This is a genomic window from Streptomyces sp. NPDC002640 (assembly GCF_053592575.1).
The window spans coordinates 39,037-56,622 of sequence record NZ_JBSFVZ010000033.1 but is presented as its reverse complement, the minus strand read 5'-3'; the positions used below and the strand labels follow the sequence as shown (position 1 = coordinate 56,622).

18 protein-coding genes are annotated in these 17,586 nt (G+C 73.6%); 6 read left to right on the top strand and 12 right to left on the bottom strand.

The window, feature by feature from the left end; all coding sequences use genetic code 11:
• The first annotated feature begins 13 nt into the window (after positions 1 to 13).
• The 4 genes from ACWD3O_RS31360 (at position 14) to mgt (ending at position 4,372) form a co-directional block, all read left to right on the top strand.
• Entirely contained in the window at positions 14 to 1,093 is a 1,080-nt protein-coding gene (locus ACWD3O_RS31360) for a FecCD family ABC transporter permease (RefSeq protein ID WP_451413868.1), read from the top strand.
• Entirely contained in the window at positions 1,090 to 2,205 is a 1,116-nt protein-coding gene (locus ACWD3O_RS31355) for a FecCD family ABC transporter permease (protein ID WP_451413867.1), read from the top strand. The genes ACWD3O_RS31360 and ACWD3O_RS31355 overlap by 4 nt, the downstream gene beginning before the upstream one ends.
• A gap of 37 nt (positions 2,206 to 2,242) precedes the next feature.
• Positions 2,243 to 3,061 carry an ABC transporter ATP-binding protein gene (locus ACWD3O_RS31350; RefSeq protein WP_451413866.1) on the top strand — a complete coding sequence of 273 codons (819 nt, stop codon included), beginning with the start codon at positions 2,243 to 2,245 and terminating at the stop codon, positions 3,059 to 3,061.
• Between the two features lie 99 nt (positions 3,062 to 3,160).
• A complete protein-coding gene (mgt, locus tag ACWD3O_RS31345) occupies positions 3,161 to 4,372 on the top strand; it encodes a macrolide-inactivating glycosyltransferase (RefSeq protein WP_451418214.1) in 1,212 nt (403 codons plus the stop codon).
• A gap of 61 nt (positions 4,373 to 4,433) precedes the next feature.
• Here the strand turns inward: mgt and ACWD3O_RS31340 are convergent, their stop codons facing one another.
• Positions 4,434 to 6,410, bottom strand: coding sequence for a caspase, EACC1-associated type (locus ACWD3O_RS31340; RefSeq protein WP_451413863.1), 1,977 nt, complete (start codon positions 6,408 to 6,410; stop codon positions 4,434 to 4,436).
• Positions 6,407 to 6,916 carry an effector-associated constant component EACC1 gene (locus ACWD3O_RS31335; RefSeq protein ID WP_451418213.1) on the bottom strand — a complete coding sequence of 170 codons (510 nt, stop codon included), beginning with the start codon at positions 6,914 to 6,916 and terminating at the stop codon, positions 6,407 to 6,409. Before ACWD3O_RS31335 ends, ACWD3O_RS31340 begins: the two co-directional genes overlap by 4 nt.
• Positions 6,917 to 7,105: 189 nt before the next feature.
• Here ACWD3O_RS31335 and ACWD3O_RS31330 point away from each other — a divergent pair, with 189 nt between their 5' ends.
• Positions 7,106 to 7,651, top strand: a complete 546-nt coding sequence (locus tag ACWD3O_RS31330; protein WP_451413861.1) for a DUF1697 domain-containing protein — start codon at positions 7,106 to 7,108, stop codon at positions 7,649 to 7,651.
• A gap of 87 nt (positions 7,652 to 7,738) precedes the next feature.
• Positions 7,739 to 8,086: a hypothetical protein gene (locus ACWD3O_RS31325; RefSeq protein WP_451413860.1), complete on the top strand. Its 348-nt coding sequence runs from the start codon at positions 7,739 to 7,741 to the stop codon at positions 8,084 to 8,086.
• An 86-nt stretch (positions 8,087 to 8,172) separates the two neighbouring features.
• Here ACWD3O_RS31325 and ACWD3O_RS31320 read toward each other — a convergent pair whose 3' ends face one another.
• The 10 genes from ACWD3O_RS31320 to ACWD3O_RS31275 form a co-directional block, all read right to left on the bottom strand.
• Positions 8,173 to 8,928, bottom strand: coding sequence for a sirohydrochlorin chelatase (locus tag ACWD3O_RS31320; protein WP_451413859.1), 756 nt, complete (start codon positions 8,926 to 8,928; stop codon positions 8,173 to 8,175).
• 14 nt (positions 8,929 to 8,942) lie between these two features.
• Entirely contained in the window at positions 8,943 to 9,848 is a 906-nt protein-coding gene (locus ACWD3O_RS31315) for an ABC transporter permease (protein WP_451413858.1), read from the bottom strand.
• Positions 9,835 to 10,626 carry an ABC transporter ATP-binding protein gene (locus ACWD3O_RS31310; RefSeq protein WP_451413857.1) on the bottom strand — a complete coding sequence of 264 codons (792 nt, stop codon included), beginning with the start codon at positions 10,624 to 10,626 and terminating at the stop codon, positions 9,835 to 9,837. Before ACWD3O_RS31310 ends, ACWD3O_RS31315 begins: the two co-directional genes overlap by 14 nt.
• A 64-nt stretch (positions 10,627 to 10,690) precedes the next feature.
• Positions 10,691 to 11,797 carry an aliphatic sulfonate ABC transporter substrate-binding protein gene (locus ACWD3O_RS31305; RefSeq protein WP_451418212.1) on the bottom strand — a complete coding sequence of 369 codons (1,107 nt, stop codon included), beginning with the start codon at positions 11,795 to 11,797 and terminating at the stop codon, positions 10,691 to 10,693.
• A 217-nt stretch (positions 11,798 to 12,014) separates the two neighbouring features.
• On the bottom strand, positions 12,015 to 13,364 hold the full coding sequence (locus ACWD3O_RS31300; RefSeq protein WP_451413854.1) for a sulfate adenylyltransferase subunit 1: 1,350 nt from the start codon (positions 13,362 to 13,364) through the stop codon (positions 12,015 to 12,017).
• A 2-nt stretch (positions 13,365 to 13,366) separates the two neighbouring features.
• Positions 13,367 to 14,302 (bottom strand): sulfate adenylyltransferase subunit CysD, encoded by a 936-nt coding sequence (gene cysD, locus ACWD3O_RS31295; RefSeq protein ID WP_451413853.1) that lies wholly within the window; start codon positions 14,300 to 14,302, stop codon positions 13,367 to 13,369.
• On the bottom strand, positions 14,299 to 14,865 hold the full coding sequence (gene cysC / locus ACWD3O_RS31290) for an adenylyl-sulfate kinase (RefSeq protein WP_451418211.1): 567 nt from the start codon (positions 14,863 to 14,865) through the stop codon (positions 14,299 to 14,301). The genes cysD and cysC overlap by 4 nt, the downstream gene beginning before the upstream one ends.
• A 28-nt stretch (positions 14,866 to 14,893) precedes the next feature.
• Positions 14,894 to 15,604, bottom strand: coding sequence for a phosphoadenylyl-sulfate reductase (locus tag ACWD3O_RS31285; protein WP_451413851.1), 711 nt, complete (start codon positions 15,602 to 15,604; stop codon positions 14,894 to 14,896).
• A complete protein-coding gene (locus tag ACWD3O_RS31280; RefSeq protein WP_451413850.1) occupies positions 15,601 to 15,828 on the bottom strand; it encodes a hypothetical protein in 228 nt (75 codons plus the stop codon). The genes ACWD3O_RS31285 and ACWD3O_RS31280 overlap by 4 nt, the downstream gene beginning before the upstream one ends.
• Positions 15,825 to 17,516 carry a nitrite/sulfite reductase gene (locus ACWD3O_RS31275; RefSeq protein ID WP_451413849.1) on the bottom strand — a complete coding sequence of 564 codons (1,692 nt, stop codon included), beginning with the start codon at positions 17,514 to 17,516 and terminating at the stop codon, positions 15,825 to 15,827. Before ACWD3O_RS31275 ends, ACWD3O_RS31280 begins: the two co-directional genes overlap by 4 nt.
• Positions 17,517 to 17,586: the final 70 nt, after the last annotated feature.

Below are 17,586 nucleotides of genomic sequence, written 5' to 3'. Positions count from 1 at the left end.
TTAGGCTAACCTAATGCTGACTGTGCAAGAAGGGGTGGGGGAGAAGAGCTCGCCGCCCCGGCCGGGGGGCCGACTGCACCGGCCCACGCTCTGGACGGCCCTGGGCCTGCTGGGTGTGCTCCTGGTCTGTCTCCTGCTGTCCCTGCTGATCGGCACCGGCAACAGCCCGGTGGCCCGGGCCTGGGACTACCTGGCCGGCGACCCCTCGGCCCGCGCCGACGCCCAACTCCGGCTCGCCGTCGTGGACGTGCGCCTCCCCCGCACCATCGCCGCCGTGCTGGTCGGCGCCTCGCTGGGCGTGGCCGGCTGCCTGCTCCAGGCGGCCACCCGCAACCCGCTCGCCGAGACCGGCCTGCTCGGCGTCAACTCCGGTGCCGCGCTGGGCGTCGTGGTCGGCCTCACCTACCTCGGCATCGAGTCGCCGTACGGGGTGCTGGTGTGCGCGCTGTTCGGCGGCATGACGGCCAGCGCGGTCGTCCTGCTGCTGGCCGCCTCGGGGCGCGCGGCCGGATCGCCGCTGAAGCTGGTGCTGGCGGGTTCCGCCCTGGGCGCCACCTTCCACGGCATGACCTCCTACGTCCTGCTGGGCACCCAGTCGACGTTCGACGTCTACCGCTACTGGACCATCGGCTCGCTGGCGGGCGTCGAGACCTCCGACACCTACCCGCTGCTCCCGCTGATCGCGCTCGGCCTGCTGATCGCCTACGGCAGCTCCCGCCCGCTGGCCGCGCTGGCCCTCGGCGACGACAGCGCCCGCGCCCTCGGCCACCACCCCGGCCGGGTGCGGCTGGTGGTCGCCGTCGCGGTCACCCTGCTGGCGGGCTGCGCGGTCGCCCTCGCCGGTCCGATCGCCTTCCTCGGCCTGCTCGCCCCCTACGTCGCACGCGCCGTCACCGGCCCCCGCATCGCCGGCCAGTTGACCCTCTCCGGACTCACCGGCGCCTGTGTGATGATCGCGGCGGACATCCTCGCCCGGGTGGTCATCCGCCCTTGGGAGACGCCCGTCAGCGTGCTGCTCGCCTTCATCGGCGGCCCGCTGCTGATCTGGATCGCCCGCTCCCGGCGGTTCTCCACGGCGGGAGGGGCGGCATGACGCTCCACGACACCGAGGCCCCGCTCGACGGCGAGGGCGCGGAAACGTTCCGCCCGGCCGGGGCGGCGGAGCCGGACGTGACACCCCCGGACAGCACGGTCGTACGGACCGGCGGCTTCTCCTGGCTGTTCCCGCGCCGCACCGCCCTGGTCACCCTCGCCCTGGTGGCGCTCGGCGCGGTCGTGGTGGCGCTGGCGTCCTTCGCCAGCTCGACCGGCATGAGCTTCGCCCGCACCCTCGAGGGACTCCTCGGCACCGGCGACGCGGCGACCGTGATGCTGGTGCAGGAGTTCCGGCTGCCCCGCGTCATGGTGGGCCTGCTGGTGGGCGCCGCGCTCGGCGTCGCCGGCTGCCTGCTGCAGACCCTGGCGGGCAACCGCCTCGCCACCCCCGACGTGATCGGCGTCAACGAGGGCGCCACCGCCGTGGTGGTGGCCTCCGTGGTCGGCTCCACCACCGGCACCATCGGCGACTGGTGGCTGGGGCCGCTGGGCGCCGCCGCTGCCGCCGCGCTGGTGGTGCTGTGCGCGGGCGGCGTCGGCACCAAGGGCCACCGGGTGCTGGTGGTCGGCATCGGCGTCTCCACCGTCATCGCCGCCGTGACCGACCTGGTGATGTCCCGGGAGAACGACAACACCGCCGGCGGCGTCTTCCTGTGGACCGTCGGCAGCCTCAACGGCCGCGACTGGTCGGTGGGCACGCCGCTGCTGTGGGTCCTGGTCGTGCTGGTGCCGCTCGCCCTGGCCGCCGGCAACCGGCTGCAGCTGCTGCGGCTGGACGACGAACTCGCCGCGAGCCTCGGCGTGGACCTGCGCCGCACCCGCGGGGCGGCACTGGCCCTGGCGGTCGCGCTGTCCGGCTGCGCCGTCGGCATCGGCGGCCCCATCGCCTTCGTCGCGCTGGCCGCCCCGATCCTGGCCTCCCGGCTGGCCGGCCCGACCCGGGTTCCCGTCCTCGGCTCCGCGCTGACCGGCGCGGTGCTGATCGCCGCCGCGGACGCGCTGGGCCGCGTCATCGCCCCCGTGGAGATCCCGGTGGGCGTCGTCACCAGTGTCCTGGGCGGCCCCTTCCTGCTGTGGGTGCTGTTCCGCGACCCCGCCGACAACGCCTGAACGCCGCGTGATGAGAACGCTGAGAGGAACAACCGTCATGAGCTCTGCCGAAGGCCTCCGCCTGGAGGTCCAGGGGCTGGTCGCGGGTTACGCCGGCCACCGGGTGGTCGACGGCGTCGACCTGTCGGTGCCGGCGGGCAAGGTCGTCGCGATCGTCGGCCCCAACGGGTGCGGCAAGTCCACCCTGCTGCGGTCCGTGGCGCGGCTGCACGAGCCGGAGTCCGGCACGGTGCGGGTGGGCGACGAGGACGTCCGGCGGATGAAGCGGCGCACCGCGGCGCGGCGCATCGGCCTGCTGCCGCAGGCCCCGACCGCGCCGGAGGCGGTCACCGTGGCCGGGCTGGTGCGGTACGGGCGCCACCCGCACCAGGGCCTGCTGCGGCAGTGGTCGCGGGAGGACGAGGCGGCGGTGCGGGCGGCGCTGGAGGCCACCGGCACCCTGGAGCTCGCCGGGCGGCGGGTCGACCGGCTCTCCGGCGGCCAGCGGCAGCGGTGCTGGCTGGCGGTGGTCCTCGCCCAGCAGACCCCCGTCGTCCTGCTCGACGAGCCCACCTCGGCGCTCGACCTCGGCCACGCGGTGGAGGTGCTGGAGCTGATCCGCGAGGTCGCGGCGGCCGGGCGCACGGTGGTGATGGTCCTGCACGACCTCGCGCTGGCCGCGCGGTACGCGGACACCGTGGTCGCCATGAAGTCCGGCAAGGTCGTCGCCGAGGGCGCCCCCCGTGACGTCGTCACCGCCGCCCTCGTCAAGGACCTGTACGGCATCGACGCCGACATCCTGACCGCTCCCGGTGACGGCTCCCCCGTCGTCGTCCCCGCCGCCCGCACCACCCTCGCCGCACCCGCGACGGCCTGAGCCGGGGCGGCGACAGCGTGAGGCCGGGGCGGCGACGGCCTGGGGCCGGGCGGCGGGAAACGAGGTGATGCGGGCGCGGCGGGCCGTTAGGTTCGGGGCATGAGCGCCCCCCGCCCCGCCCACATCGCCATGTTCTCCATCGCGGCCCACGGCCACGTGAACCCCAGCCTGGAGGTGATCCGCGAACTCGTGCGCCGCGGGCACCGGGTGACCTACGCGATCCCTCCCCTCCTCGCCGGGAAGGCCGCCGCAACCGGCGCGGAGGTCAAGCCGTGGAACTCCACGCTGCCCTCCCCCGAGGACCCGCCGGAGGCGTGGGGCACCACGCTCCTCGACAACGTCGAGCCGTTCCTCGACGACGCGATCCAGGCGCTGCCCCAGCTCGAGGCCGCCTACGAGGGCGACCGCCCCGACCTGGTGCTGTACGACATCGCCGGCTACCCCGCCCGCGTCCTCGCCCACCGGTGGGGCGTCCCCGCGATCTGCCTCTCCCCCGCCATGGTCGCCTGGGAGGGGTACGAGAAGGAGGTGGGCGAACCCCTCTGGGAGGAGCCGCGGAGGACGCCGCGCGGCCAGGCCTACTACGCCCGGTACCAGAAGTGGCTGGACGACAACGGCGTGCCCCTGGACCCGGACACCTTCGGCGGACGCCCCGACCGCGCCCTGGTCCTCATCCCGAAGGCGCTCCAGCCGAACGCCGACCGGGTGAACGAGGACGTGTACAGCTTCGTCGGAGCCTGCCAGGCGGATCCGGCCGCCCAGGGCGACTGGCGGCGTCCGGCCGGCGCCGAGAAGGTCGTGCTGGTGTCACTCGGCTCGGCGTTCACCCAGAGGCCCGCGTTCTACCGGGAGTGCGTCAAGGCCTTCGGCGACCTCCCCGGCTGGCACACCGTGCTGCAGATCGGCAAGCACGTCGACCCCTCGGAACTGGGCGACGTCCCGCCGAACGTCGAGGTCCACGACTGGGTGCCGCAGCGCGCGGTGCTCGCCGGGGCCGACCTGTTCGTCACCCACGCGGGAGCGGGCGGCAGCCAGGAGGGCATGGCGAGCGCGACCCCGATGATCGCCGTCCCGCAGGCCGCGGACCAGCACATGAACGCGGACATGCTGGAGGGCCTCGGCATCGCCCGGCACCTGCCCGCCGAGGAGGCCACCGCCGACACACTGCGGGCGGCGGCCCTCGCCCTGGTCGACGACCCGGAGGTGGCGGCCCGGCTGGCCGCGCTCGGCGCGGAGATGGCCGAGGAGGGCGGCACCCGCCGGGCGGCCGACCTGATCGAGGCGGAGCTGCCCGACCGCCGTCCCGGCTGACCAGCCGTCAGCCCGGCCCTCGACGACGACGGGGCCGGACGCCGACGACGGGGGCCGGAGGCTAGAGACGCACGCTGAGGGCGTAGAGGCGGGTGATCTGCTCGGCGTTGGCGTTGTCGTCCGCGACCAGGTAGAGAGGCCGCCGCCCCTTCTCCGGGCCGGTGGTCCAGGGCTCGCCGAGCGCCATCCCCTCGACGTTCTGCAGCAGGGGGTTGAGCTGCGGCCCCTTGACGGGGACGACGCCGGGGTCGCCGGACGGGCAGTCCGCCAGGTCGACCAGGAGGGTGTGCTCGACGAACACGTCGGCGCTCTGGTCGTACAGGGCGGTCTCCTCGTCGGCGACGGGGGCGCCGTCGAGCGGGACGTCGTAGATCCGGACCGTGTTGCCGACGCCCGCGACGTACTGGCGCTCCAGGGCCAGCAGCCGGTCGTCGCCGACCGCGGCCAGCTCGACCAGGTACATGCCTTCGTCGGTGCGGTACGCGTACTGCTGGTCCAGGCGGTACTCGCCGCCGGGGGTGCCCCGGTAGCGCTGGATCCGCAGGAGGTTCCGGCCGCGGGCGTCGCCGTCGACGGCCAGCGCGCCCTCCATCGCCGCGTACAGGTACTCGCCGTTCTCGGAGAGGGCCAGCGACTCGAGGGTCCGACCGGCCTGCGCGTGGCCGCCCGGGTGCGAGCGGAACGCCTCCGGGACGGGCAGCGGATCGCCCATCTGACGGCCGGTCACCAGGCTGAAGCGGCGGATGGCCGGGCCGGTCTCGGAGGCCACCAGGATGGTCTCCCCGCCCTCCTCGACCACCATGCCCTCGCCGTCGAACCACTTGGAGGGGGCCGCGCCGGTGGGCGCCCGCAGCGTACGGGCGGTCAGCGGCCGGGGGGCGAGTTCCTCCGGCGGGCCGAGCTCCAGGGGGAAGACCCGGCCGATGTCGTTGTCGGTGAGCGCCAGCGCCCGGCCGTCATCGGTGAGGGCGAGGGCGGACAGGCCTTCGACGCGCTCCCCGGAGACCTGCGCCTTGTCCAGGGCGTCGGAGTAGCTGAGCAGTGCCGCGCGGTCGGAACAGACGCCGCCCGCCGGACGGGGGTGCCGCTCACGCCACCAGTCGCCGCCGGCGGGCACCACCACGAGGCCCGCCACCAGGCCCAGGACGAAGGCCGCGGCCGCCACGGTCCGGTGACGCCGCGGCGTCACACCGGCCGCCCCCGGTACCGGGGCACCGGGGGCCGGGGCGGGCTCCAGGGCGATGTTGCGGGCGAACGGCAGCGCGCCGATGCCGCCCTTGTCCAGGACCTGCGGCTCCTGCCGCGGTCCGGGCCCGTCGGAGGCCATGCGTTCCCGGACGGCCTTGTAGACGTCGTGCAGCCCCAGCATCGGGGGCCCGTCCGGCAGCCCGTCGCGCAGCGTGCCGACGAGGGCACCGGTGAAGGCGCTGCAGGTCGCCGGGTCCGAGGCGTACGACTTGCGGGTCGCCGAGGACGAGGTCATCACGTAGGACCCGTGGACGCCGGCCAGGGCCTGGCTGGACGCCCGCAGCCCGCGGTCGGCGGCGGACATGCCGCCGTCGAGGACCTTGCCGCTGTAGCAGCAGTCGAGGAGCAGCACGTGCCGCTCGGCGGAGCTGTCCCTGATGGCGGCGCGGAGGAGGAAGTCGGAGACGGAGGTCCACGGCTCGCCCTCCACGGAGTCGGGCAGGGTGAGGTACAGGTGCTCCTCGTCGTGGTGGTCGAGCAGCCCGTGGCCCGCGTAGTAGACGATCAGGGTGTCCTTGGCCAGCTTGCCCGCCTTGTTGACCGGGCCGACCAGGGCTGCCGCCGAGGCAGGGTTCTCCACCACGAGGACGTGCTCCGGGGGGATGCCCACGATCCGCTCGTCGGTCAGCGCCTTCTTGAGCGCGCGGAGGTTGTGCCGCACGCTGCGCAGCGGCTGCAGTTGGGTGTAGTCGTCGACGCCGATCAGCACGCAGGCGGAGCGGGCCGGGTCGATCCGCTTCTGCGGGGTCACGGACGGGTCGGAAGCGGCCTGCGGTTCGGGCGTGGTCATGCCGGGCCCACCGGGCCGTCGCCCCCGGACCGGGTGTCGCCCCCGGACTGGGTGTCGCCACCGGCCCGGCTGTCGTCGCGGGCCTCGCCGTGGCCGCCGGCCCGGCTGTCGTCGCGGGCCTCGCCGTGGCCGCCGGCCCCGCTGTCGCCGCCGTCCCCGTCCGCCTCCTCGGCGCGGACCACGGTGACGCCGGGTGCCGCCCGGCCCAGCGACGCCGCCTCCTGGGCGGTGACGCCGTGCAGATGGATGACGACCTGCGACCGGGGCCTGCGGGCCTTGACCCAGGTGTCCACGGCGAACACCAGTTGCAGCAGCGCCGCGCCGGTGGACACCGACGCGAGGATCAGCTCGATGCCCGTGCCCATCTCACCGGGCCGAGGCGGGCGCGTGACCGGCTCGGCGGTGGCGCCGTGCTCGGCCCTGGAGTCGTTCAACCATCGTTGCAAGGACCGCAGTTCCCGCTGCGACGTCCCGGTGCCGTCCCTCAGTTCCAACTCGACCTTCACCGGAATCCCCTGTAGTCCCTCGTGTCGACGTGGGCGCCTGTCGGCGTGCTGGGCCGCCACCGTACCGAACGCACGGGCCCGGCACGGGAGTTCCGCGCGTCACCGGCCGCCCCGCCGCCGCGGAAGGGGGCGGCGGCCCGTGCCGGGCGGCTCCGCGCGGGTGCCGTACCACCGCCGTAGGGTGACCCCATGACGACGTATGCGGCGCTGCTCCGCGGGGTCAACGTGGGCGGCGGGCGGAAGATGCCGATGGCCGAGCTGCGGGCCGTGCTGGAGGAGCTCGGGCACGGGGACGTGCGGACGTATCTGCAGAGCGGTCAGGCGGTGTTCACGGCCGGCCGCGGGGACGAGGAGGCGCTGGCCGCGGAGCTGGCGGAGGCGCTGGGGAAGCGGTTCGCGTTCGCCTGCCAGGTGCTGGTCCGCGACCACGCCTACCTGGCGGGCGTCGTCGACGCCTGCCCGTTCCCGGCCGCGGAGCTGGAGGGCCGGCAGCTCCACGTCACGTTTCTCGACCAGGATGTCGACGACGCCCGCTTCGCGGAGCTCGACCGGGACGCGTACCTACCCGAGGAGTTCCGCGTCGGCGACCGCGCGCTGTACCTGTACCTGCCGGACGGCATGGGCCGCTCCAGGCTGGCGGAACAGCTCGCCAAGCCCCGCCTGACCAAGGGCCTGGTAGCCACCACCCGCAACTGGAACACGGTGCTCAAGCTGGCGGCCCTGACGGCACCGTGAGCGGCACCCCGGGCGCCCTCCGCCGGCTGCTTACACTGTCCTGCCGCCGCGGGCACGCGCGGTGAGGACCGACTTCCGGGGGGAAGCATGACGGAGCGCACCACCGACGAACCACGGCCGCTGCCGAAAGCGGTGCTCCTGGTCGCCGTGGCGGGCGCGGTGCTCTCCCTGGGGGTGGTGGGCATCGTGTGGGGATTCCAGCAGATGCCCGGCAACTCGTGCGGCGGCAGGTACGGCCCTCCCTGCCCGTCGGGGTCGAGCCCCGCGATCCTGGTGGGGAGCCTGCTGACCTTCACCGGCTGGGTGTGCGCGGCGTATCACGTGCCGCCGCTGTCCCGGCACCCGCGCGGGAAGGTCCTCGTCGCCGCCGTGCTCGCGTCGGCCGCCCTGGCGGTCGTGTGGCCCGCGTGGCAGGGGTACGGACTGCTGGGCTGACCGCGGGCGCCGGGAGCGCCGCGGCGCGCACCGGACGGCCCCGGCCAGGCGGGCCGTGCCGGACGGCCCGTGTCAGGCGGCCCGGGTCAGGCGGCCCGGGCCAGCGCCCCGTGGTGCCGGGCCTCGTCGTACCGGGCCAGCAGGAGCCGCGCCACCTCCGGGGCGGGGCCCAGCACCTCGGCGAGGACGTCCGCGGAGGCGGCCGCGGCGCCGGCCGCGATGCGGTCGGGGAGGCGGCCCGGGGCGAGGACGTACGGGGCGACGGCGACCCGTTCGCACCCGGCGGCCCGCAGCGCGCGGACCGCGTCCTCGGTCCTGGGGAGGGGGCCGGAGGCGAACGCGGGCCGCACGGCGCACCAACCGGTGTGCCGCCACTCCCGCGCGATGTCAGCGATCACCGCGATCGCCTCCGGGTCGGAGGAGCCCGCCGAGGCCAGGACGACCCCGGTCGTGGGCCTGTCGGCGGGGGTGAGCCCCGCCTCGTGGAGCCGCCGCTCCAGTGCCGCCGTGAGCAGCGGGTCCGGGCCGAGGACGTCGGCCACCCGGATCCGCAGGGACGGCGGCGCCTCGCGCAGCACGGCGGGGATGTCCGCCTTCGCGTGGAAGGCGCGGGTGAGCAGCAGCGGGAGGGCGACCACGTCCCGGACCCCTTCCGCGTCCAGCGACGTGAGGACTCCGCCCACGGAGGGGACGTTGAAGTCGAGGAACGCGGTCTCCACCCGCAGCCCGGGCCGCCGGGCCCGCACCGCGCGCACCAGCGCGTGGACGGTGGCGGCGTGGCGCGGGTCGCGGCTGCCGTGGGCGATGACCAGCAGGACGGGGCGGACCGGGGCGTGGCGCATGACGGGCAAACCGATCAGCTCTTGACGAGGAGGCCGCGGCCGCGCAGGATCCGCCGCTCCAGGGGACTGAAGATCAGCAGGTCGATGGCGATGCCGACGACCAGGATCAGGATGATGGCGAGGAAGACCAGGGACATGGAGGAGGCGTTGCGGCCGTTCTCCAGCAACTGGCCGAGTCCCACGCCGAGATCGGGCGAGGAGGCGATGATCTCGGCGGCCATCAGGGAGCGCCAGGAGAACGCCCAGCCCTGCTTCATGCCGGCGACGTAGCCGGGCAGCGCGGCCGGCATCACGATGTGCCAGGCGCCCTTGAGGCCGGTGGCGCCGAGGGTGCGCCCCGCGCGCAGGAAGAGCGGGGGTACCTGGTCGACGCCGGAGACCAGTCCGTTGGCGATGGACGGGACCGCGCCGAGCAGGATGACCGCGTACATCATGGAGTTGTTGAGGCCGAGCCAGATGACGGCGGGCGGCACCCAGGCGACCGAGGGCAGCGACTGGAGGCCGGAGAGGATCGGGCCGATGGCGGCACGGACGAACTTGACGCGGGCGACCAGCAGCCCGAGCGGGGTGCCGATGGCGAGGGCGAGCAGGAAGCCGAGCAGGCCGCGGGAGACGCTGGTCCAGATGTAGCCGAGGAGTTCGCCCTGGAGCCAGGACTCGCGCACCTCGGCCCAGACGTCGGAGGGCGCGGGCAGCTTGGTGGGGTCGTCGACGATCTTCAGGGTGACCAGGAGCTGCCAGAGGACCACCACCAGGAGCACGGCGAGGACCGGCGGGAGGACCTTCTGCAGCAGTGTCTGCCGCAGCGGGGTGCGCCGGACCTCGACCGATTCGAGGGCGTCGAGGCCGGCCTCGAGCCCGGCGGTGTCGTCGGCCTGCCGCTTCCGCTCGGTCGTGGTCGGGGTGTCAGTGCTGGCCATGTCGGCGGATCTCCCCACGGAGTTGTTCGGTGATCTCGACGGACAGCTCCGCCACGGCGGCGTCCTCGATGCGGCGCGGGTGCGGGATGCCGACGCTCCACTCGTGGGCGATGCGGCCCGGCCGGGAGGAGAGCAGCACGACCCGCTGGGCCAGCCGCACCGCCTCGCGCACGTTGTGGGTGACGAACAGGACGGACACGTCGGTCTCCCGCCAGATGCGGGTGAGTTCGTCGTGCAGCACGTCGCGCGTGATGGCGTCGAGGGCGGCGAACGGCTCGTCCATCAGCAGCAGTTTGCTGTCCTGGGCGAGTGCGCGGGCGAGGGCGACGCGCTGGCGCATGCCGCCGGAGAGTTCGTGGACGCGCTTGCCGTAGGAGCCCTTGAGGCGGACCAGTTCGAGGAGTTCCTCGGCGCGCTCGCGGCGCAGGTTCTTGTCGACTCCCCTGAGCTTCAGGGCGAGTTCGATGTTCTTCCCGGCGGTGAGCCAGGGGAACAGGGCGTGTTCCTGGAACATCAGGGCAGGGCGGCCGTCGGTGGTGATGGCGCCCGAGCTGGGCCGGTCGAGGCCGGCGACCAGGTTGAGCAGGGTGGACTTGCCGCAGCCGGAGGCCCCGAGGAGGGTGACGAACTCGCCGTGGGCGACGTCGAGGCTGATGTCGTCGAGGACGAGCTGGCTTCCGGCGGGCCCGGTGAAGGACTTGGAGACGTGCTCGATGCGCGCGGCGCTGCGGACGTCGGTCCGGGTGTCCTCGGCCGTGGCGAGCGTGATGGCCGCCATGGTCACCTCCTGGGAGAAGTCGCGGGTGTGGGTGGTTGCTTGGCGCGGTCGGCGCTGACCGGGGTCAGCGGGTGCCCAGGCCGGCGTCGTCGACGGCGGGCTTTCCGGCCTTCTCGAGGACGGTGTTGAGCGGGCGCAGGTCGTAGATGCCGTCCAGCCGGGGGTTCTCCAGGAGTCCCGCGTCGACGGCGTGCCTCGCCTGGGCGTCCAGGGTGGCGGCCAGCGGGTCGTCGGTGATCCGGATGGACTCCCACGCCGGGTCGAGCACCTCGGCGGGCAGCGCCTTGCCGGTGTCGCGTTCCAGCTGGGCGTTGACGGCGCGCTTGGCCTCGTCGGGGTGGGCGTTGATCCACTCGTTGGTCTCCACGGAGGCCCGCAGCACGGCCTCGACGGCCTCGGGGTGCTCGCTGAGGAACGTCTGGGAGACGATGATGTTGGTGATGACGAACTGCTCGTCCGGCCACAGGTCGGACTCGTCGAGCAGGACCTCGCCGCCGTCGGCGACCAGCTTGGAGGCGGTCGGCTCGGGCACCCAGGCGCCGTCGATCGAGCCGGCGGCGAACGCCCCCGGGGTCACCTTGTTGTCGGAGCGGACGACGGAGACGTCGCCCTTGCCGCTCTGCGCGTCGACCGTCCAGCCCTGTTCGCCGATCCAGTGCAGGAAGGCCACGTCCTGGGTGTTGCCGAGCTGCGGGGTGGCGATCCGCTTGCCCTTGACGTCCTTCAGGCTCTTGATCCGGTCGGGGTCGACGACCAGCTTGACGCCGCCGGAGGCGGAGCCGCCGATGATGCGGAGGTTCTTGCCGAGGGACTTGGTGTAGCCGTTGACGGCCGGCGAGGGGCCGATCCAGCCGATGTCGACGGAGCCCGAGTTGAGGGCCTCGATCTCGGAGGGGCCGGCGTTGAAGACCTGGTACGCGGCCCGGGTGCCGCCCAGTTCCTTCTGGAGGAAGCCCTTCTGGCGTGCGACCAGCGGGGTGGCGTGGGTGAGGTTGCCGAAGTAGCCGATGCGGACGCTGTCCAGACCGTCGGTCTTCTCGCCCCGGGCGGCGACCTCGGCCGTCGCGTCGTCCGTCGCCTGGGAGCCGTAGCCGCAGGCCGCGAGGGCGAGCAGCGGCAGGGCGGCAGCCACGGCGAGGCCCCGGCGGAACAGGGAGCGGTTGGCAGGCACGGGAGGGGGTCCTCTCGTCGGCCCGGCGGTCACGGCCTGGGGTTCAGGCGGTGGCCGGGGGGGCGGGCGGGTCTTCGTGGGGTGCGGAGTCGGTGCCGGACGCGCCGGGTGCCGCCCGCACATCGGGCGACTCCGCCCTGCCCGCTGCCGAGGGTGCCGCTGCCGACGCGGCCGCCCTCCTTGGCGAACGTGCCGAAGAAACCGGGGGTGTTCATGGTCAGAAGTCCCACCCGTCGTCGTCCGCGGCGGCCTGGCCGGTCGCGGCGGCCTGCCGGGCGGTGGCGAAGGAGTCGCCGGCCATGCCGGCGGTGAGGGTGGAGCCGTCGGCGGGGTCGATCAGGATGAAGGCGCCGGTGGTGCGGGACCGGGTGTAGGCGTCGAGCGGCAGCGGCTCGGCGGTGCGCAGCACCACGCGGCCGATGTCGTTGGCGGCGAGCTGCCCGGGCCGCGGGTGCAGGGAGAGGTCGTCCAGGGTGAGCCGGGACGGGATCTCCTTGACGACGGCCTTGACGACGCGGGTGCCGTGCTTGAGCAGCACCCGGTGGCCCTCGGTGAGCGGCCGGTCGGCGACGTGGCAGACCGTGGCCTCGACGTCCTGGGTGGTGGCGGGCGCGGCCTGGGCCGGGGCGATCAGGTCGCCGCGCGAGATGTCCAGGTCGTCCTCGAGGAGCACGGTCACCGACTGCGGGGCCCGGGCGGACTCCACCGGCACGCCGAGCAGGTCGATGCCCGCGATGCGGGTGGTGCGGCCGGAGGGCAGCACGGTGACCTCCTCGCCGACGCGGAGGGAGCCGGCGGCGATCTGTCCGGCGTAGCCGCGGTAGTCGGGGTGCTCGGCGGTCTGCGGGCGGATGACGTACTGCACCGGCAGCCGGGCCGGGAGGCGGTCCACGGTGCCGTCGACCCGCACGGTCTCCAGGTGCTCGAGCACGGTGGGGCCGCCGTACCAGTCCATGTGGGCGGAGGGCTCGACGACGTTGTCCCCGGCCAGCGCGGAGATCGGGACGGTGGTGACCTCGGGGACGCCCAGCTCGGCGGCGTAGGCGGTGAACTCCTCGGCGATCGCCGCGAACACCGGCTCCGCGTAGTCGACCAGGTCCATCTTGTTGACGGCGAGGACGACGTGCGGGACGCGCAGCAGGGCGGCGATGGCGGCGTGCCGGCGGGTCTGCTCGACGACGCCGTTGCGGGCGTCGACCAGGATCACGGTGAGTTCGGCGGTGGAGGCGCCGGTGACCATGTTCCGCGTGTACTGCACGTGGCCGGGGGTGTCGGCGAGGATGAACCGCCGCCGCGGCGTGGCGAAGTAGCGGTACGCCACGTCGATGGTGATGCCCTGTTCCCGCTCGGCGCGCAGGCCGTCGGTGAGCAGCGCCAGGTCGGGGGCGTCCTGGCCGCGGCCGGCGGAGGCCCGTTCGACGGCCTCGAGCTGGTCGGCGAGGACCGACTTGGAGTCGTGCAGCAGCCGGCCCACCAGGGTGGACTTGCCGTCGTCGACGGATCCGGCGGTGGCGAACCGCAGCAGCGTGGTGGGTTCGGCGGCCTGGTCGGCGGTGGTGGTGGTCATGGCTAGAAGTACCCCTCGCGCTTGCGGTCTTCCATCGCTGCCTCGGAGAGCTTGTCGTCGGCGCGGGTGGCGCCGCGCTCGGTGAGCCGGGAGGCGGCGATCTCGGCGATCACCTGGTCCAGCGTGGCGGCGTCGGAGTCGACGGCGCCGGTGCAGGACATGTCACCGACGGTGCGGTAGCGGATCAGGCGCTTCTCGACCGTCTCGCCGTCCTTGGGGCCGCCCCACTCGCCGGCGGTCAGCCACATGCCGTTGCGGGCGAAGACCTCGCGGTCGTGCGCGAAGTAGATCGACGGGAGCTCGATGCCCTCGCGCTTGATGTACTGCCAGACGTCCAGCTCGGTCCAGTTGGAGAGCGGGAAGACGCGGACGTGCTCGCCGGGGGCGTGCCGGCCGTTGTACAGGTTCCACAGCTCGGGGCGCTGGCGGCGCGGGTCCCACTGGGAGAACTCGTCGCGCAGGGAGAAGACGCGCTCCTTGGCGCGGGCCTTCTCCTCGTCGCGCCGGCCGCCGCCGAAGACGGCGTCGAACTTCTCGCTCTGGATGGTCTCGGTCAGCGGGACCGTCTGGAGCGGGTTGCGGGTGCCGTCGGGGCGTTCGCGGAGCACACCGCGGTCGATGTAGTCCTGGACGGAGGCCACATGGAGGCGCAGGCCATGTGCGGCGACCACACGGTCGCGGTACTCGATGACCTCGGGGAAGTTGTGTCCGGTGTCCACGTGGAGCAGGGCGAAGGGCACCGGCGCGGGCGCGAACGCCTTGAGCGCCAGGTGCAGCATCACGATGGAGTCCTTGCCGCCGGAGAAGAGGATCACCGGTCGTTCGAACTCGCCCGCGACCTCGCGGAAGATGTGCACGGCCTCGGACTCGAGGACGTCCAGGTGGCCGAGCGGACCCTGGCCCGCGGCGGTGTCGCGGAGTGCGGCGACGGTGGTCATGCCAGGCCCCTCTCGGTGAGCAGCGCGTGGACGGCGGCGGCGGACTCGGCGACGGTCTGGTCCTGGGACTCGATCCGCAGGTCGGGGGTCTCGGGCGCCTCGTACGGGTCGTCGACCCCGGTGAGGCCGGATATCTCGCCGGCGGCCTGCTTGGCGTACAGCCCCTTCACGTCGCGCACGGAGCAGACGTCGAGCGGCGTGGCGACGTGCACCTCCAGGTAGGGGGTGCCGCCCGCCTCGTGCCGCTTGCGGACGGCGTCCCGGCTGTCGGCGTAGGGCGCGATCACCGGGACCAGCGTGGTGACGCCGTTGCGGGAGAGCAGTTCGGCGAGGAAGCCGATGCGCTGCACGTTGGTGTGGCGGTCCTCGCGGCTGAAGCCGAGGCCCGCCGAGAGGAACTCGCGGATCTCGTCGCCGTCGAGGACCTCCACGCGGTGTCCCTCCGCGCGCAGGCGTCCGGCGAGCTCCAGGGCGATCGTGGTCTTGCCGGCGCTCGGCAGACCCGTCAGCCAGACGGTGGCTCCGGTCACGTCCTCGCTCACCTGCTCGTTCTCCTTGGTCATCGGTTCCCTCGCGCTCGGGTGCCGCCGGTCATCCGTGCAGCCCGCACTCGGTCTTGCCGCGCCCGGCCCAGCGGCCGGCCCGGGCGTCCTCGCCCTCCAGCACCCGGCGGGTGCAGGGCGCGCAGCCGACGGAGGCGTAGCCGTCCATCAGCAGCGGGTTGGTGAGCACGCCGTGCTGGGCGACGTAGGCGTCCACGTCGTCCTGGGTCCACCGGGCGATCGGCGAGATCTTGACCTTGCCGCGCTTCTCGTCCCAGCCGACGACGGGCGTGTTCGCGCGGGTCGGGGACTCGTCGCGGCGCAGGCCGGTGGCCCAGGCCTGGTAGCCCCGGAGCCCCTGTTCGAGCGGCTGGACCTTGCGCAGCTTGCAGCACAGGTCCGGGTCGCGGTCGTGGAGCTTCGGCCCGTACTCGGCGTCCTGCTCGGCGACGGTCTGCCGGGGGGTGAGGGTGATGACGTTGACGTTCATCACCGCGTCCACGGCGTCGCGGGTGCCGATGGTCTCCTCGAAGTGGTAGCCGGTGTCCAGGAACACCACGTCCACGCCCGGCCTGACCCGGGAGGCGAGGTGGGCCACCACCGCGTCCTCCATGGAGGAGGTCACACAGAAGCGGTCGCCGAAGGTCTCGACGGCCCACTTCATGATCTCCGCGGCCGGGGCGTCCTCGAGTTCCCGGCCCGCGCGCTCGGCGAGGGCCTTCAGTTCCTCGTCGGTGCGCTGCCGCTGTGCCGTGGTCATGTCCCCTCCTCCTGTGTGCCGTGCCGGTCGGTGTCGCTGTCCCGGGTGGTGCCGCCGTCCCGGGACCCGTGCTGCTGGAAGCCGCGGGAGAGCAGTCCGAGGTACTTCAGCCGGAAGGCGCGGTTGCAGGCCCCGCACTCCCAGGCGCCCGGGCCCTCCTCGGCCGGCCGCAGGTCCTCGTCCCCGCAGTAGGGGCAGTGGAAGGGCGCCGCGCGCTCGCTCACGACAGGTCCTTCTCGCCGGCCCGTGCGGTCCAGGCGGCGAACCGCTCGCCGGGCTCGCGCTGCTCCAGGTAGCGGCGCAGAACCCGCTCGACGTAGTCGGGGAGTTCGGCGGAGGTGACCTTCAGGCCGCGGACCTTGCGGCCGAACCCGGCCTCCAGGCCGAGCGCGCCGCCGAGGTGCACCTGGAAGCCCTCGACCTGCCGGCCGTCGTCGTCGAGGACCAGCTGGCCCTTGAGACCGATGTCCGCCACCTGGATGCGGGCGCAGGCGTTGGGGCAGCCGTTGAGGTTGATGGTCAGCGGCTCGTCGAACTCCGGGAGCCGGCGCTCGAGTTCGTCGATCAGCGCGGAGCCGCGTGCCTTGGTCTCGACGATGGCCAGCTTGCAGTACTCGATGCCGGTGCAGGCCATGGTGCCGCGGCGGAACGGGGAGGGGTCGACGATCAGGTCGAGCGCGCGCAGCCCCTCGGTCAGCGAGGCGACCTGGTCCTCGGTCACGTCCAGCACGATCATCTTCTGCTCGACGGTGGTGCGCAGCCGGCCGGAGCCGTGCTCGGCCGCCAGGTCCGCGATCTTGGTGAGGGTGGCGCCGTCCACGCGGCCGACCCGCGGGGCGAAGCCGACGTAGTAGCGGCCGTCCTTCTGCCGGTGCACGCCGACGTGGTCGCGCCAGCGCTCCACCGGCTCGGCGGGGGCCGGGCCGTCGATCAGTTCGCGCTTGAGGTACTCGTCCTGCAGGACCTGGCGGAACTTCTCCGGGCCCCAGTCGGCGACCAGGAACTTCAGGCGGGCGCGGTTGCGCAGCCGCCGGTAGCCGTAGTCGCGGAAGATCGAGATGACGCCCTCGAGGACGTCCGGCACCTCGTCCAGCGGCACCCAGGCGCCCAGCCGGACGCCCAGCTTGGGGTTGGTGGAGAGGCCGCCGCCGACCCAGAGGTCGAAGCCGGGGCCGTGCTCCGGGTGCCGCACGCCGACGAACGCGATGTCGTTGATCTCGTGCGCCACGTCCAGCAGCGGCGAGCCGGAGATCGCGGTCTTGAACTTGCGCGGCAGGTTCGAGTAGGCGGGGTTGCCGACGATCCGGCGGTACGCCTCGTCGAGGGCGGGGGTGCCGTCGATGATCTCGTCCTCGGCGATGCCGGCCACCGGGGAGCCGAGGAAGGCGCGCGGGGTGTCGCCGCATGCCTCGGTGGTGGACAGGCCGACCGCCTCCAGGCGGTTCCAGATCTCGGGGACGTCCTCGATGCGGATCCAGTGCAGCTGGATGTTCTGCCGGTCGGTGATGTCGGCGGTGCCGCGGGCGAACTCCTCGGAGATCTCGCCGATGACCCGCAGCTGCTCCGTGGTGAGCCGGCCGCCGTCGATGCGGACGCGGAGCATGAAGTAGCGGTCGTCCAGCTCCTCAGGCTCCAGGATCGCCGTCTTGCCGCCGTCGATCCCGGGGCGGCGCTGGGTGTACAGGCCCCACCAACGCATGCGGCCGCGGAGGTCGTTGGGGTCGATGGAGTCGAAGCCGCGCTGGGAGTAGATCGTCTCAATGCGTGTCCGCACGTTGAGACCGTCGTCGTCCTTCTTGAACTGCTCGTTCCCGTTGAGCGGGGTGAAGTGTCCGGCGGCCCACTGACCCTCGCCGCGGTGTCGGCTCACCTTGCGGCGGGAGGCGGCGGGATTCTCGGGCGTGGCGGCCATGGTTCACAGTCCTTCGGGACAGACGGGCATACGGCTCTGACCTGGGCTTTCGCGCGCAGGGGCAGGGGTG